13 protein-coding genes are annotated in these 16,123 nt (G+C 45.8%); 6 read left to right on the forward strand and 7 right to left on the reverse strand.

Going from position 1 to position 16,123, the window contains the following annotated elements; genetic code table 11:
• Positions 1 to 27: 27 nt before the first annotated feature.
• Positions 28 to 1,368: a PepSY-associated TM helix domain-containing protein gene (locus tag HL061_RS05435; protein WP_252962603.1), complete on the reverse strand. Its 1,341-nt coding sequence runs from the start codon at positions 1,366 to 1,368 to the stop codon at positions 28 to 30.
• Between the two features lie 266 nt (positions 1,369 to 1,634).
• Positions 1,635 to 3,722 carry a TonB-dependent receptor gene (locus HL061_RS05440; RefSeq protein WP_252962604.1) on the reverse strand — a complete coding sequence of 696 codons (2,088 nt, stop codon included), beginning with the start codon at positions 3,720 to 3,722 and terminating at the stop codon, positions 1,635 to 1,637.
• A 514-nt stretch (positions 3,723 to 4,236) separates the two neighbouring features.
• Here HL061_RS05440 and HL061_RS05445 point away from each other — a divergent pair.
• From HL061_RS05445 to HL061_RS05460, 4 genes are all read left to right on the forward strand, one after another.
• Complete coding sequence (locus HL061_RS05445) at positions 4,237 to 4,512, forward strand: Trp family transcriptional regulator (protein ID WP_093070521.1); 276 nt, start codon at positions 4,237 to 4,239, stop codon at positions 4,510 to 4,512.
• Positions 4,513 to 4,599: 87 nt separating this feature from the next.
• Positions 4,600 to 6,018: an anthranilate synthase component I family protein gene (locus tag HL061_RS05450; RefSeq protein WP_252962605.1), complete on the forward strand. Its 1,419-nt coding sequence runs from the start codon at positions 4,600 to 4,602 to the stop codon at positions 6,016 to 6,018.
• Between the two features lie 71 nt (positions 6,019 to 6,089).
• Positions 6,090 to 6,737 (forward strand): aminodeoxychorismate/anthranilate synthase component II, encoded by a 648-nt coding sequence (locus HL061_RS05455; RefSeq protein WP_102090496.1) that lies wholly within the window; start codon positions 6,090 to 6,092, stop codon positions 6,735 to 6,737.
• 327 nt (positions 6,738 to 7,064) lie between these two features.
• A complete protein-coding gene (locus HL061_RS05460; protein ID WP_186473863.1) occupies positions 7,065 to 8,018 on the forward strand; it encodes an EamA family transporter in 954 nt (317 codons plus the stop codon).
• A 132-nt stretch (positions 8,019 to 8,150) separates the two neighbouring features.
• Here the strand turns inward: HL061_RS05460 and HL061_RS05465 are convergent, their stop codons facing one another.
• From HL061_RS05465 to HL061_RS05485, 5 genes are all read right to left on the reverse strand, one after another.
• A complete protein-coding gene (locus tag HL061_RS05465; RefSeq protein ID WP_152978606.1) occupies positions 8,151 to 8,663 on the reverse strand; it encodes a hypothetical protein in 513 nt (170 codons plus the stop codon).
• A 311-nt stretch (positions 8,664 to 8,974) separates the two neighbouring features.
• Positions 8,975 to 9,718 carry an amino acid ABC transporter ATP-binding protein gene (locus HL061_RS05470; RefSeq protein ID WP_240365996.1) on the reverse strand — a complete coding sequence of 248 codons (744 nt, stop codon included), beginning with the start codon at positions 9,716 to 9,718 and terminating at the stop codon, positions 8,975 to 8,977.
• 76 nt (positions 9,719 to 9,794) lie between these two features.
• Positions 9,795 to 10,532, reverse strand: coding sequence for an amino acid ABC transporter permease (locus HL061_RS05475; protein WP_071002167.1), 738 nt, complete (start codon positions 10,530 to 10,532; stop codon positions 9,795 to 9,797).
• On the reverse strand, positions 10,532 to 11,368 hold the full coding sequence (locus HL061_RS05480) for an amino acid ABC transporter substrate-binding protein (RefSeq protein ID WP_071002168.1): 837 nt from the start codon (positions 11,366 to 11,368) through the stop codon (positions 10,532 to 10,534). The genes HL061_RS05475 and HL061_RS05480 overlap by 1 nt, the downstream gene beginning before the upstream one ends.
• Positions 11,369 to 11,717: 349 nt before the next feature.
• The gene (locus tag HL061_RS05485) at positions 11,718 to 12,470 is read right to left on the reverse strand and encodes a UTRA domain-containing protein (protein ID WP_240365995.1); all 753 of its coding nucleotides are present in this window, start codon (positions 12,468 to 12,470) and stop codon (positions 11,718 to 11,720) included.
• A 292-nt stretch (positions 12,471 to 12,762) separates the two neighbouring features.
• Here HL061_RS05485 and hutU point away from each other — a divergent pair, with 292 nt between their 5' ends.
• Positions 12,763 to 14,475, forward strand: coding sequence for a urocanate hydratase (hutU, locus tag HL061_RS05490; RefSeq protein WP_071002170.1), 1,713 nt, complete (start codon positions 12,763 to 12,765; stop codon positions 14,473 to 14,475).
• Positions 14,476 to 14,538: 63 nt separating this feature from the next.
• Positions 14,539 to 16,101, forward strand: a complete 1,563-nt coding sequence (gene hutH, locus HL061_RS05495; protein WP_071002171.1) for a histidine ammonia-lyase — start codon at positions 14,539 to 14,541, stop codon at positions 16,099 to 16,101.
• Positions 16,102 to 16,123: the final 22 nt, after the last annotated feature.

The following is a 16,123-nucleotide window of genomic DNA, read 5'->3' on the forward strand; positions in this document are numbered from 1 at the left end:
GAGCACATCAATTTCATGTTTTAATATCTATTTGAGCTTTTGCAACACCTTTAAACGCTGCTGTCGGCCTTTCCACCATAGATACACACCTGTCCCTGATAGCACCGCAACTGCCAGTCCAATCATTGCCAAAAATGCTTGATACAGTCGATGGCTCCAACCTTGACCGACATGTCCCATATGCAGCGTTGACAGCCATTGGTCTACTTTATTACCAAAACCGCTTTGATAACCAAAACTAACACGCGCAACCTCTCCTGTGGCAGCATCAAACGTAATAGATGACGCGCCGCTGTGTGTACCAATATCTCTATCTGTTTTGAAACGCATTTGCCATTGCTCGTCCTCTGCAACCCAGCGGATACCCAATAACTGCTGTACAGCCGTGCCATTCTGCCGCGCCGCAATATCGGCTTGGACACTCAGATAGGCAATGCTGTTGCTCTTATTGACTGCTTGAGCAATGGCATCCGCTGTATTGCGGCTATCGTTAACAGTCGTATTTGAGTTTATAGACTTATCTGCCCTACCCTGATTTTCTACTGTTTTATTCGGTTCAGGCTTGGTTGGCGGTCGCCCTCTTTCTCTTGGCGTCAGTCCGACCACTGCCTGCATCACAGGCTGATAAACGGGTTTTAGATTAAACCCAACGCTTGACCAAGCGATGACAAACAGCATCACCCATAGCCACAGACCAAACGCATGATGCACATCATAGTTAAGCTTAAAGGTATTGGTTTTACGGCGAATTTTCCATGCAGGTAGCCAGCGCTTAAACAGTGAGGCGCGTTTTTTGCTAGAGACTTGTTTTGACTGACTCGATTTGACTGCTCGAGGAAACGTTAAGTAAAAGCCAATAAAGCAATTAATCGTCCAAACTAGCGAGACGATGCCCAAAAGCCATTTACCAATATTACCCAGCAATAAATCACGATGCAGCCAAAACACCTTCCACATGGTGTTATGCCATGCCCATGCCTCCTTATCACGCGTACCGATAATCGCGCCGGTATAAGGGTCAACATACACCTCATGGAAGGTTGGCTCAGGTGCGTCTGAACTGGCATTGCCGCGCCATCTATCTACCGAAAACACCGCTGACTTGCCCGCCTCAATGGTCGTCGGCAAACTTGAAAAACCATACTGCGGATAGGTACGGATCACACTATCATGCAGCGCAGCGACAGACTGTATCGGCGTGTTTTGTGCCTCGACACGCGCCAGTTTATGGTTAAACAAGTCATCTAACTCATGATGAAAAGCGAGCAGCGCACCCGTGAGACTGGCAATGATTAAAAAGCCTGCCATCACAAGACCCGTATAGCGATGAATCCACAAGCAGGCTTGACGAGGATTGAATGTAATCATTGGTCTTGGTTCTTTATTATATGTTGTTTGGGTAGGTATTTATCCATTAGCGTCATTGCTGCTATAGCCAATCCAAAAGCCAATAGGCAATAAAAAGCCAGCTCCCATGTACAGACAGCTGACTCTATAAGTACGATTAGACTCAAACCAGATAAGCTATAGTCGAACCACTATTAAAGTGTTACAGCGTTAGACTCGTTTAGCCTACTACTGTAGTACTTGCAATCGTCTGCCTTGTACCACTTTTAATATTGATTGACTATATATTAGAACTGATACGTTAAAGACGTTTTGATATTACGTCCCATCTCAAAATCAGTATAAGCATCATCGATAGAGTTGCGAGATGCATGACTTGCATAAGTCTCATCAAAGATATTGTAAACACCTAGCGTGGCCTTTAGACCTTCGATTTGAGTTGGTGCATAAGTCATAAAGATATCATGCACGTCATAGCCTGGTTTTTCGTTGTCATCACCAGCGGTATTTGGTGTCACATCGGCGACATAAGTACTGCGCCAGCCAAGCTCGGTGGTACTGGTTGGAGCGTAACCAAGATTGACCATGTACTTGCCACCAGACTCTGAGCCACTGCCGCTGACAGAAGAGATATTGTAACCCGTATCTTCGCCTTTGCTACGTGCACGAGCATAGCTTAGACCCATGTTGAAATTATCTGCGCGATAATCAGCTGATAACTCTACGCCTTTGATCTTAAAATCTTCGTCATTGTTGATGACACCTTGGCAGGCTTCAGGGGCAGCACTTGTACCTAGTTGCCCAGTGGTACAATTCATACCAGTTCTACTGCCACCTGCACGTACGAACTCAATATAGTTTTCGATATTGGTTTCAAAGTACTTAGCGCTCAGTTTTAAAGAGTCATCAGCCATGGTCAAACCACGCAGCGTTGTCGCAATACCGACTTCTGCATTGTCACCTTCTTCTGCTTTTAGGACATTGTTTACATAGGTATCAACACCGTCGGAATTAAAGATCGTTTGGCTAAGATCTGGGCCATTAAATAACTGCGTATAGCTCGCAAATAGCTGGGTACGCGGTGCAATCTCATAACTGGCGGCCAATGCGCCAACGACATTGTCGTAAGTCTTGCCAGCCGATACGTACTCTGGAGATTCATAACGGTCATAGCGGACGCCTGGCGTTAAACTAAGCTTGCCCATCTGCCATTGGTCTTCCAGATAGACTGAGGTATTGGTTGCCTCATCAGTGCTCGCTTTGCCAAAATCACGTGTCATCTCAGATTCTTTTTTGTAATGCTCAACCCCAGCGATGAACTTATGAGTCCCTGGCAAACCATTGATAATAGTGCTATCAACGATACTGGTGTTCTGTATTTTGCCGCCTGTGGTTTTGACTTCCGCATCAAACTCAAACCCAGGTACGCCATCAGAGTTACGCAAAATCTGCGTGCTGGTCTGATATACATTGGCGTCTACATTGACCAACTGGTTGGCAGGACTGTATGCGTAGTCAAGCGCATAGGTATCGCGTTTGACTTCCTGCGGGATGATTGGGTTCCAACCACCAGCAGGAAAATCTGGACGTAATGGGAACTTGCCTTTGTTTTCAGTACGGCTAAAGCTAGCGCCCACATGATGATCACTACCGACATACGCACCCGCTTTTAATAAGATGTTTTCGCCTTCGCTATCTTCCGTTTGGATTTTACGGCCTTTACCATCTTCACCAGCATTAGCATCACGTTTGCCATAATAAGCCAGTAAATCAACATTTTCTGTTGGCGCACCATACACAGTAGCTGAGGTTAGCAGTTCATCATTGTTGCTGCCGTAGCCTGCATGCAGCTTAGCACCTACTTTTTGACCAGGCTTAAGTAAATCTGCCGCGTCGACTGTCTCAAAAGCAACCGCACCGCCAATGGCATCATTACCGAGCGTCACTGAGTTATTGCCTACCGACACCTCTGCTTGTTTTAGCAGATCTGGATCAATCGTGACATCACCCATATGGTAGAACAACGCGCCTTCTTGACGTGCGCCATCAATCGTTACTTTTAGATTGGTATCATCAAGACCACGTACACGAATACGTTGGTTGACTGATGAGGTACCGCCTACGCTTACCCCCGGTACGACGTCCAGAAAATCGCTCAGATGGCTTGCTTGAGCTGCTGGCGTATAGTCATCTATATAGACAGAGTCTTCTTGTACACTATCGCGGACAGAGCTATTTGCTGTCACGGTAATCGTTTGCAACGTCGTATTTGGCATATCTGCTGCCGTTGCAGCACTGGCAGCTTGTGCACACAATGCCGCTGCTACACCCATAGATAGCACAGTCAATCTGCTAGATAACTTTACTTCGCGCATAACACATCTACTCACTTTATTTACTGTCAAAAATTAGAATTATTTTTAAAACCTATCATCGAATAGTCCTGAAAATAACGCCTATCAGAAGATTCATTACCTTAAAAACACTCAATCATGTCGTGCAAATAACACTATTAATACTAATGATAATGATTAGCGTTTAAATAATGAGAGGCATAATAACTAAGTATTAACAATTTGGCAATAATTAATATCATACATTCTCAATTCTAGTACTTAGTACGCCAGGTGGACGTAGCAATACAACGCAGCAACGCTTGGTACTAACTATAAATATGCTATCGAATATGATGCTGGCCACGAGTTGAATCTATATAAACAAAGCTTAAAAATCATCACTTCTATCATCACGTCTATAGCAGCCTGCTATTAACTTAGCTCATCACTTGTATTTCTTGTACTACTGTACTAGAATGCTGATACAAGCCAAAAATATCATGGTTATCCTGGCTATTTTTGATTAAGACGACTGATTATAAGACGATAAATTATGAGTACCGACCCTTATCACAGCTTACTGAGTCATCTGGCAAACTGTACTGATAGCACAGAGATTGAAAAGCTACTCAGTGCCCTGCTGACAGATAAAGAGCAGCATGATATTGCTAACCGCATTCGTATCTTTGACTTGCTTGATCGAGGTATCACGCAGCGTGACATCTCTGAGCAACTAGGCGTTGGTATTGCTACTGTCTCTCGCGGTGCTAGAGCCATGCACAGCCATGATGTGAGTGCATTACTTGCGACTCATAGAGAACGGTCTTAAACCACCGATCCCAATACCGTTTACCCTTTTCCTCATTACTTTATTAATTGTTGATTGACACATATTTGAACCATTTTGGACTTTATTATGACTGCTAGTACGCCCATACATACCCAACCTGCACCTATCGATATCCCGAGCAAACCACAACGTATCAAGCTCACGCAAGATATCGATTTTTTTGCATTATTCAAACGTATTGAGAGCGCTTTTGACACCTGTTATTTGCTCGAATCATTGGGTGAAGAAAGCCACATCTCACGCCACCATGCCATCGGCTTTGATCCTGTGACCACCATCGCTGCTATTGACCGTAATACGCTCGCTATCACGGACAATAAAACGGCTGAAACGACTCGTTATCAAACTGAAAATCCTTATCAATTGCTCCGCGCCATCACGCCGCAACACGTCATCGCGCGCGATCAAAGTGGTGGTCTCGTTGGCTACTTGGGTTATGACTGCGTCAATTTTTTTGAGCCAAGCCTGACGGCCAAAGCCAGTGACGACTTTGAGCCGTTCAAATTCGGTGTCTATTTAGATGGATTGACGCTCGATAAAATGACGGGTGAGATTTTCTACTTTTATTATCCAACCGCTCAACAGAATAATCGTATTGAGCAAATCAAAGCCCTACTTGATGAGCCAGTTCCCAGCTACGAAGCGCCCACCGTTGAATTTTTGGGCGATGGTATGAGTCAAGAGGAGCATGCCAAGGTAGTGATGCAGGTCAAAGAAGACATCATCTCTGGTCGTATCTTTCAGTGTGAGGTTGGCTTTAAGTCCAAATATCGCATTACTGGCGACAAGATGCCGATTTATGAAAAACTACGCGCGGTGAATCCTTCACCGCACATGTATTTTATGAAATTTGCTCAGCAGTGCATCATTGGCGCTTCCCCTGAGCTACTGTTTCGCTTGCGTCAAGGCGAGATGGAAACTTACCCACTCGCAGGTACTGCCAAGCGTGGCGTCGATGTAGCAGAAGATCGCAAACTTGCTCGCGCCCTACTCAACGATGATAAAGAAATTGCCGAGCACAATATGTTAGTCGACTTGCATCGTAATGATATTGGCCGCGTGGCGCGATTTGGCACGGTAAAAGTGCGTAGTTTGATGGACATCAAGCGCTTCTCGCACGTACAGCATATTTCCTCTGAGATCGTCGGCATCCTGCACCCTGACGAAGATATGTTCAGTGCCCTTGCCAGCAACTTCCCCGCTGGTACGTTATCAGGCGCTCCTAAGGTAGAGGCTATTAAGGTGATTAACGAGCTTGAACCAGATGGTCGCGGCGCGTATGGCGGCGCGCTGGGTTCATTTAACTTCAATGGTGATTGCATCTTTGCCATTCCAATTCGTAGCCTGTTTATTAGCGGCGAGTCAGCCTACGCGCAGACGTGCGGCGGCAACGTCTATGACTCAAACCCAGCGGATGAGTATTTGGAGATTCAGCGCAAACTATCAGCAATGAAAGTGGTGCTCGACAGCTTTATGACAGCATAATTCATACTAAGCATCATCGCCAGCTGACACTATTTTACCCAGTTATATTTTTACAAAAGAGTTTATACACCATGAATGTTTTAATTATCGATAACTACGACTCGTTTACCTTCAATCTCTACCAATATGTGGGTGAGATTTTGCAAACCTTAGACAGTGATAAAGAGGCCAGCGTCATCGTTAAACGCAATAACGAAATCACCCTAGCAGATGTGCAAGCGATGAATCTTGATAGAATTATCATTTCACCTGGCCCTGGCTCCCCTGATGATCCCGCTTACTTTGGTATCTGTAGCGAGGTCATTGAGACACTGGGCAAAACTGTGCCGCTACTAGGTGTCTGCTTGGGTATGCAAGGCATTGCTCATGTATTTGGCGGTGATGTGGTACGCGCCAGTGTGCCGATGCATGGCAAAGTCTCATCAATTCGCCATGATAACTCAGGTATTTATCAAGGCTTACCACAAGAGCTTGAGATCATGCGCTATCACTCTCTGGTGGTAAAAGCCGACACCATCCCAAGCTGTCTGACGATTACCTCAGTAGTCGCCAATGATAGCTGTGCTGAATTGAGCTTTGCTGAGTCAGCATTGACTGGTGATGAGATTATGGGACTGGCGCACAAAGAGTATCCAATCCAAGGCGTACAGTTTCATCCTGAGTCATTTGCTACTGAAGGCGCCAAGCGATTGCTAAGTAACTTTTTGCTGCAGGTGTAAATGCTACTATCCCGCCACGTCTTCCATTTTAAATGACAGTCGATTAAATTTACACCACGCCCTAGTAGCAGTTTATAATCTTTTAATGATAGACTGAAATAACAAACAAAAGACAGCCCTTGAACCGGTTGTCTTTTCTTATTGCAGTATGGCTTGGTGCCTTTACATCACAGGCGCTTTAGCAATATAGTCGAACCACTATTAAAATGTTACAGCGTTAGACTCGTTTAGCCTACTACTGTAGCACTTGCACTCGTCCGCCTTGTACCACTTTTAATATTGATTGACTATAGCCCAATGTCATTTAGATCGTAAGAAGAAACCATTATGGCAAATATCGACAGTACAGCGGCGATACACTCGCATCAGTCATGGATGGGCATTGTCCAAATCATCACCGCGGCAACCTGCTGGGGGACGCTTGGGATATTCTCAACCTACCTCAATCAAATGGGCTTTAGTGGTTGGCAAGTCACGATATTACGCATTGTGACGGCAGCAGTGATTATCTTAGCCATGCTACCGACCCTATGGCCACAGCTGATCAAACTACGACCCAAGCAGTGGTTTGGGCTAGCACTTCAGTCCTTGATTGGTGTGCTGGGGATGTCCGTCTGCTATTTTTTTGCTGTCAGTTATGTTGGCGCGGGCCCTGCGGTGGCTTTGCTTTATACCGCGCCTGTGTTTAGCTTGTTATTCTCAAAGTTTTTGCTCAGTGAGTCCATTACGCGAAAATCTATCGCGCTGGCATTCATGGCGGTTTTTGGGGTTGGGTTGACGATGCTGGGTGAGCAAGCGGAGGTCAATTGGGGTGTTTTGCTCGGATTGGCAGCAGGGATGTGCTACTCACTATACGGCGTACTCGGTAAGCGCGCGATGCATGACGCGCATCCAGCTCCTTTGGTGTTTTTTACCTCTGTGGTCATCAGCGCGTGCGGGCTGCTACTACTGCCTGAAACGTATCAGACGTACGCGCAGCTAGTTACCTTGCCGTTATCGACTTGGGGTTATGTATTAGGACTATCGCTCTTGGGTACTGTCGTGCCCTTTGGCCTTTATATGAAAGCATTAGAGAAGCTGCCCGCCTCTCGTGCGTCTGTTTTTACGATTTTTGAGCCGTTGACGGCGATTGCGCTGGCAATGATACTGCTACATCAAGCTTTGTCTTGGATTCAATATCTGGGCGTGACACTGATTTTGCTGGCGGCGTTGTTAAATGCAGTGGTCAATGGCACGACCACGCGCGTTCCTCGCTGGCTTAAAAGACGGCAAACGGTCTAGCCTTATTATTTGGTTGTCTGGCAGGGTGCGATAGCCAAATTTGGATTAAAAAACGACGCAATAGATAGGCTTGATTAATGGTATAAACTTCAAGTTAAATTAAAATGATCATTTATAATCTATGAATTAGAACTATTTATCATGCAACGCTCTTCCATCTGGCAATCCAAATAAAACTAAGATCTTATCCAAGTTGCACTTATCTGAAGGTGTGGTTTTTAAGCCTTTTAGAATATAGCCGTTAGGATTATCTTTAGAAGTTAGAGTCCCTCCAGCGCTTATAGTATCGCCTACTTGGTAAATGACATTAAAATATTTTAAAGTCTGATTCTTTTTATCCCAGCTCGAAACCCCGTATGGTAGCAGCGGTACGGCTTTGTGTGGGCCATACTGGAAATAAATACATTCATTTTCGTATTTAAGCTGTACATTTACACCTTGTAAAATTTCACTCTCATTGAGATCGGAAAAATTGAAAGGGTAAGTATAAAATAAACCCTGACCACTAGTAGAAGAGTAATGAACTAAAGGCATAGTACTTTGAGAATAGTCCTTTGCTACTTTCATGTCTTTCGAAGGAGAGGTTGTAACTTGACAAGCAGTCAACAAAACGCAAAAGAAAATTGATACGTTACGAATATTCAAACCAGCTCCTTTAAGCACTAGGTTAAGAGTGTTTTTAACTTTATTAAAACATCAATATAAATAAAAAAAAGTTTTAATATATTACTATTTTGTTAAGGTGGCTATGATGCTTAGAATAGTCAAGTATGAGTATATGTATTCTTAACCTTACCGACTTGGCTTTTAAAAAAGGTATTTTTCTCGCTTGCTGTATCTACGCTAACAGAGGCTATATAAAATTTATCCAAAACCGTCAAACTAAAATTATAAACACAAAAAAAACCCTCAATGGGCTTCTTTCTAACTAAACATATTGCAACGATATAAATCGCTTACTGCTCGATACGCTGCAAAAATGCCTGCGTACGCGGATGCGTTGAGTCTTCAAACAGCTGCTTAGCGCTGCCCTCTTCGACTACAACGCCGTCTTCGATCAAGACCACATGATCGGCAACGTCACGGGCAAAGTTAATTTCGTGAGTGACCACGACCATCGTCCAGCCCTCAGAGGCAAGCTGCTTCATCGTCTCAAGGACATCCTGTACCAGCTCTGGATCTAGTGCAGACGTTGGCTCATCAAACAATAACAATGAAGGCTCAATCGCGAGCGCACGAGCAATCCCAATACGCTGCTGCTGACCACCAGATAGCTGGAACGGGTACAGCTCAGCTTTGTCCGCCAGTCCGACTTTTTCAAGCAATACCAGCGCGTCTTTACGCATCTCAGCCTTGTTTTTACCTTGTACCACTGTCGGGCCGAGCATGAGATTTTCGATCGCAGTCTTGTGCGGAAACAAATTATAAGACTGAAATACCATACCTGATTTACGCTGCAAGGCAAGCAGCGTTTTTTTGCTTGGCTTAGTTGCAAAGTCAACTTTTAAGCTGTCATCATCAAATGCAATGACACCTTTATCAGGAATCTCCAGCGCATTGAGACAGCGCAAAAACGTGGTTTTACCCGAGCCTGAAGGTCCTAATATGACGACCACTTTACCTTTATGAATGGTCAAGTCGATGCCTTTTAGCACCTGATTGCCACCAAAGGCTTTATGAATATTAGTGACTTTGATCATAAAAATTCCTATTGTACTGGTCTATATGTACGATGGTCGGTTGCTAAGCGCTCTTGTCAAGCAGCTCAGCTATGACTTACTTTGCCACGTAACGGTCTAATCGAGTCTCAAGCTTGCCTTGGATAAAGGTCAAGAACAGACAGATACCCCAATAAATAATCGCCGCTTCGGTATACACCAGCATAAATTCATAGTTACGAGCTGTGATGATCTGCGCTTGTTTAAACAGCTCAGTGACCAATACCAGTGATGCAAGTGAAGTGTCTTTTACCAAGCTGATAAAGGTATTAGACAATGGCGGCACTGACACGCGCAGCGCTTGCGGTAAAATCACATGACGGAAAGTCTGTAAATACGTCAAGCCGACAGTTGAACCCGCTTCCCATTGCCCTTTTGGAATCGACAAAATCGAGGCGCGCACCGTCTCTGATGCATAAGCACCAATATTGAGCGAGAATGCAATGATCGCTGAGGGAAACGGGTCGAGCTTGACGCCCACACTTGGTAAACCGTAGAAAATAATAAACAGCTGAACCAGCATCGGTGTACCCCGAATCGCGGATACATAGATACGAGCCAAGCGATAAATGATCTCATGGAACCAACCAGTACGCGGTACAATTCGAATCAAAGCAACGGTCAGGGCAATCGCCATACCGATAGAAAACGAGATCAATGCCAGCGGTATCGAATAATAGATACCGCCTTTGAGCATTGGCCAAAACGACGAGATGACGATCTGCGCCCGATCAGGACTCATAAATGGCAATAATGCCAATAGTTCTGCGAGCACAGATGTGATAGAAGCCAACATTACTTTTGTTGACTTACATCAGCACCAAAGAACTCTTTACTAAGTTTGGTGAGTGTACCATCAGCGGCGAGTGCGGCCATTGCTTCATCCAGTTTTGCCACCACTTCATCGTTGCCTTTGATGAGCACGAGACCTGAGCCTGTTTGTTCACTTGGTGGGGCTGTCAATTTGATCTCAAGATCAGAATCTGGGAATTTTTTGAGATAATCAAGCACGGCTAGATTGTCATTCATCGTGAAGTCAGCGCGGTCTTGCTTGACCAATTGGATCGCTTGTGCCATACCATCGACAGGGACGATTTCTGCGCCGTATTTTTCTGCCAGCTCGCCGTAGTTACTGCTGAGTGATTGAGCCGTACGTAAACCTTTTAGGTCATCCCAAGAGCTATAACGGTTGTCATCAGTCGGTGCCAATGCAACCGCGCCTGACCAGCTATAAGCCATAGATTTGTCATATTTGGCTTGACGCTCAGGCGTCGTTAAGCTGACTTGGTTGGCCACCATATCAAAGCGTTTTGAATCCAAACCTGCTAGCATCGCATCCCACTGAGTCTCTTTAAACTCAACATCAACGCCTAGCTTGTCAGCGACCGCACGAGTCACTTCGACGTCATAGCCTGTCAGCTTGCCACTCTCATCATGATAGGTAAATGGAGGGTACGTACCCTCTGTACCGACGTTAATCGTACCACCGTTATTGATACGTTGCAGCAAATCAGAACCGCCAGTCGAGGTGGTGTCAGTGGCAGTAGTGTCAGCTTCATTAGTATTAGACTGACCACAAGCAGCAAGTAACACAGTACTAGCAGCAAGGGCTAAAAGAGTACGACGTTTCATAAGACGTCCTTATAAAATATAAAAGTAGATAAATGAGATAAAAGGGTTTACATGAAAACAGTTAGCGCCAATAAATAGGGAAAAGCTGATACAAGAGGGCAATATAATAATCGCCCTGCAAAATTCGGCTTTGGTTGCTCGATTTGAGGTTAGTCAGCATATTTTTCAATGCGGCGACCCTATTATTTTCGAATTTTTATAGCGTATGATCATTCAATAGGCAGCCGATCAAACGTTCATAGTTGCTACTGGATCAATCGCTGCTCATAAATATAATATCTTACTTTAGATAAAAAAGCGTACAAACTCCGTGAGCGTGCGTCAGGTAATGACCGCCATTAGCGCAAAACTACAGCTCACCCGAGAATTGATAGCGATCTCCTGCATGCCACATCTTCACAAAAGTGACGACTTGACCAGCTGAATAAGTCTGGCGACGCAATACCAATGTCGGCGACTGCGGCGCAATCTGCAACGCATCTGCCACCTCGTTTGGCGCCGCTAGCGCACGTATGGTGTAGCTGCCACTCTCTAGCGGTATTTTGGCGACCAGATAATCACTGGTATTAACCACGGTAAAATCCTGATCAATAAAATGTGGCACTTTTTTGGCATCGACCCAGCGCTCTTCAAATTGTATGGGCTGACCATCTGCAACGTGAATGATTTTCACCTCATATAAAACGGGCGTATCACTGCGGTTATCTAGCGTTGTATCGGGCGTATTGGTCGTCTCTTCAATACCAAACTTGCGGCGTAGCTCATCATCGAGCAGCGAGGCTGTGACCGCGCGCTTACTCACCACTTTTGCTTCATAATCGCGATTGGCAGATTTGAGATCCTCTGCGATATTACGCACTTCTACAAAGGTATGGTTGAATTGCTGCTGCGCGACAAAGGTTCCTGAGCCTTGACGCCGCTCCAATACACGCTCTTCGCTTAGCTCTTTGAGCGCGCGATTCACCGTCATCCGTGAGACACCAAACTCTGTCGCCAGTGCCATTTCTGTAGTGATCGCACTGCCCGCTTGCCATTTGCCAGAGTGAATATTGTCTAATATCGCATTTTTAATCCGCTGATACGCCGGAATCGTTTTTGTCATATTTGTTTTAAACCGTCAGTTCCGCTAATAAGAGTAGCGCCATAATATCACGACAATCATGCGAACTTTTATTCATATCATTCTATCAGTTATGCTCTTTTTTTCATTAATTCTAATTTTTATCAAAAATCCTTGCATGAAAAAAGCATCTTTGATAATTTGTATATACAATTTATAGCAAGTCTAAAAATCTTGATCTAGCTACTCTATATTTCGATGCCTTTATAGACTGCCTATAAAACACTTACTCTTATTATTTTATCGCCCTATGAGCTACCACAAGGATATGACCATGACTACTGAAAACGGAACCAACAAAAAACTTACCCGCCGTGATGAGTCTCGCGATATCGCCGCCCCTACTGGCAGCACGTTGCACTGTAAAAGCTGGCTGACCGAAGCGCCGTATCGCATGCTACAAAACAATCTACATCCTGATGTGGCAGAAAACCCAAAAAGTCTTGTGGTATACGGTGGTATTGGACGCGCCGCGCGTAACTGGGAGAGCTATGATCAAATCCTAGAGTCGCTCAAAGAATTAGAAGATGACGAAACCTTACTCGTACAATCAGGCAAGCCTGTGGGCGTGTTTCAAACTCATGAGAACGCACCGCGCGTATTGATTGCCAACTCAAACCTTGTGCCACGCTGGGCAACGTGGGAGCACTTCAATGAGCTCGATCGCAAAGACTTATTTATGTACGGACAGATGACCGCAGGTAGCTGGATTTATATCGGTACGCAAGGCATCGTGCAAGGCACATACGAGACTTTTGTTGAAGCAGGTCGTCAGCATTATAATGGCAGCTGGGCGGGTCGTTGGATTTTGACCGCAGGTCTTGGCGGTATGGGTGGGGCGCAGCCACTGGCCGCAACCTTTGCAGGCGCAACCTCATTGAACATCGAATGCCAGCAGTCTAGTATCGATTTCCGTTTGCGCACGGGTTATGTCGATAAGCAAGCGCGCGATCTTGACCATGCTTATGAATTGATTGAGCAGCATACCAAAGCAGGCGAGGCGATCTCTATCGCGCTACTTGGTAACGCTGCAGATATCTTGCCTGAAATCGTTAAGCGCGCTCGTGAAGGAGACATCAAACCTGATTTGGTGACCGATCAAACCTCAGCGCATGACCTGATCAATGGCTATCTACCAAGCGGCTGGACGGTCGAAGAATGGAGGTCCGCTCAAGAAGATCCAGAGCAACATGCAGCTCTCACCAAAGCCGCTGCTCAATCTTGTGCCGTACACGTCCAAGCGATTTTAGACTTGCAAGCGATGGATATTCCAGCGACCGATTACGGTAATAATATCCGTCAGGTGGCGTTTGATGAAGGCGTCAAAGATGCCTTTAATTTCCCCGGTTTTGTCCCTGCTTATATTCGTCCGCTGTTTTGCCAAGGCAAAGGCCCATTCCGCTGGGTAGCGCTCTCAGGTGATCCAGAAGACATCTATAAGACCGATCAAAAAATCAAAGAGCTGTTCCCAGAAAACACCCACGTCCACCGCTGGCTCGATATGGCAAAAGAGCGTATTCAGTTCCAAGGCTTGCCTGCACGTATCTGCTGGTTGGGTCTTGGCGAACGTGATAAAGCAGGTTTGGCATTTAATGAAATGGTCAAAAACGGTGAGCTAAAAGGCCCAATCGTTATCGGTCGTGACCACCTCGACACGGGCTCGGTCGCCAGCCCCAACCGCGAGACCGAAAGCATGAAAGACGGCTCAGATGCGGTATCTGATTGGGCACTGTTGAACGGTATGCTAAACGTAGCAGGCGGCGCAACGTGGGTATCACTACATCATGGCGGCGGTGTCGGCATGGGCTACTCGCAGCATTCAGGCATGGTCATCGTGGCGGACGGTACAGATGCCGCAGCCAAACGCTTGTCACGCGTACTGGTCAATGACTGCGGCTCAGGCGTCATGCGTCATGCCGATGCAGGTTATGAGTTGGCGATTAAGACAGCGCAAGATTATGGTTTAAATCTGCCAATGATCAAATAGTTTGAACTACCTTAATATTATAAAGACAAACACTTATATGTCTATGCAACTAGGATTACCCTTATGAGCAACATCAAACAACTTACCCTACATCCACGCCAGCTTAGCTTCAAGATGCTACGCGACATCTACGATCAGCCCGTGGTATTGAGCTTGCCTGAGAGTGCGTATGAGGCGATTGACGCCTCGCATAACAATGTCAAAACCATTATTGAGCGTGATAAGAGCGCCTACGGCATTAACACCGGCTTTGGTCTGCTTGCCAAAACCCGCATCAGTGATGACCAGCTTGAGCTGCTACAGCGTAACCTAATCATTTCTCACTCGGTAGGTACAGGTGACGCGCTACCAGAGGGCGTGGTGCGCCTGATTATGGTGATGAAAGTTGCTAGCCTAGCACAAGGTGTGTCTGGCGTACGTCGCGAGGTGGTAGATAGTTTACTTGGTTTAATCAACAATCAAATCACCCCAAATATCCCAGCCAAAGGCTCAGTTGGTGCCTCTGGTGACTTAGCGCCACTATCACATATGACACTTGCGATGATGGGTGAAGGTGATGTGTTTGTCGCTGGTAAAAAAGTGCCAGCTGCTGATGCCCTAGCAAAGCATGGACTTGAGCCAATCACATTGGCAGCCAAAGAAGGCCTTGCGCTTATCAACGGTACGCAAGTCTCAACTGCGCTAGCATTACGTGGTTATTTCTTAGCGCGTGATTTACTTGAGACTGCTACTATCGTCGGCTCACTGTCAATTGATGCCGCCAAAGGCTCAGATTCACCATTTGATGCGCGTATTCACGAAGTACGCGGTCATCATGGTCAGATAGAGATCGCCAAAGCACACCGTCAACTGATCAAAGGCAGTGCTATCCGTGCCTCGCACGATGGCGAACAAGATGATCGCGTTCAAGACCCTTATTGCTTACGCTGTCAGCCACAAGTCATGGGTGCTTGTCTTGATATTATCAACCAAGCAGGGAAAACGCTGCTCATCGAATCTAATGCGGTAACAGACAATCCGCTTATCTTTAATAATGAAGATGGTCCGGTCGCCATATCAGGTGGTAACTTCCATGCTGAGCCAGTCGCTTTTGCCGCGGATATTTTAGCATTGGCTATCGCTGAGATTGGCTCGATGTCTGAGCGCCGTGTCGCTTTGCTGATCGATGCAACTTTGTCAGGTGGTCTGCCACCATTCCTAGTCGATAACGCTGGGGTCAACTCAGGCTTTATGATTGCGCATGTGACCGCTGCTGCACTGGCTTCAGAAAACAAATCTATCGCCCATCCAGGTAGCGTCGATAGCATCCCAACCTCTGCCAACCAAGAAGACCATGTATCCATGGCTACCTATTGCGCACGCCGCCTATATGAGATGGCGCAAAACACTGCGACTATCATAGGTATTGAGCTACTGGCTGCTGGTCAAGGTATTGATTTTCATCGAGGACTCGAGACATCAGAGCCGTTGACTGTGGCACATCAAAAACTACGTGAGAAAGTGACGTTCTATGATAAAGATCGCTACCTCGCCCCTGATATCGAAGCGGCCAAGCAGTTAGTACTAGACGGTACACTTGCTGAGCATTGGCAAGAACTACGTCAGAACTGGTACGAGTCTAAATAAGCATTGGCTGGTAAAAGGAGAG

Origin of the sequence: Psychrobacter sp. PSP, from assembly GCF_024085615.1 — a bacterium.
GTDB lineage: Bacteria > Pseudomonadota > Gammaproteobacteria > Pseudomonadales > Moraxellaceae > Psychrobacter > Psychrobacter pacificensis.

What these genes read in the sequence shown, in the direction of transcription:
- HL061_RS05485 (WP_240365995.1), bottom strand. Translation starts at nt 12,470, where the DNA reads ATGACAAAAACGATTCCGGCGTATCAGCGGATTAAAAATGCGATATTA.
- HL061_RS05470 (WP_240365996.1), bottom strand. Translation starts at nt 9,718, where the DNA reads ATGATCAAAGTCACTAATATTCATAAAGCCTTTGGTGGCAATCAGGTG.
- hutH (WP_071002171.1), top strand. Translation starts at nt 14,539, where the DNA reads ATGAGCAACATCAAACAACTTACCCTACATCCACGCCAGCTTAGCTTC.
- HL061_RS05475 (WP_071002167.1), bottom strand. Translation starts at nt 10,532, where the DNA reads ATGTTGGCTTCTATCACATCTGTGCTCGCAGAACTATTGGCATTATTG.
- HL061_RS05435 (WP_252962603.1), bottom strand. Translation starts at nt 1,368, where the DNA reads ATGATTACATTCAATCCTCGTCAAGCCTGCTTGTGGATTCATCGCTAT.
- hutU (WP_071002170.1), top strand. Translation starts at nt 12,763, where the DNA reads ATGACTACTGAAAACGGAACCAACAAAAAACTTACCCGCCGTGATGAG.
- HL061_RS05460 (WP_186473863.1), top strand. Translation starts at nt 7,065, where the DNA reads ATGGCAAATATCGACAGTACAGCGGCGATACACTCGCATCAGTCATGG.
- HL061_RS05480 (WP_071002168.1), bottom strand. Translation starts at nt 11,368, where the DNA reads ATGAAACGTCGTACTCTTTTAGCCCTTGCTGCTAGTACTGTGTTACTT.
- HL061_RS05450 (WP_252962605.1), top strand. Translation starts at nt 4,600, where the DNA reads ATGACTGCTAGTACGCCCATACATACCCAACCTGCACCTATCGATATC.
- HL061_RS05440 (WP_252962604.1), bottom strand. Translation starts at nt 3,722, where the DNA reads ATGCGCGAAGTAAAGTTATCTAGCAGATTGACTGTGCTATCTATGGGT.
- HL061_RS05455 (WP_102090496.1), top strand. Translation starts at nt 6,090, where the DNA reads ATGAATGTTTTAATTATCGATAACTACGACTCGTTTACCTTCAATCTC.
- HL061_RS05445 (WP_093070521.1), top strand. Translation starts at nt 4,237, where the DNA reads ATGAGTACCGACCCTTATCACAGCTTACTGAGTCATCTGGCAAACTGT.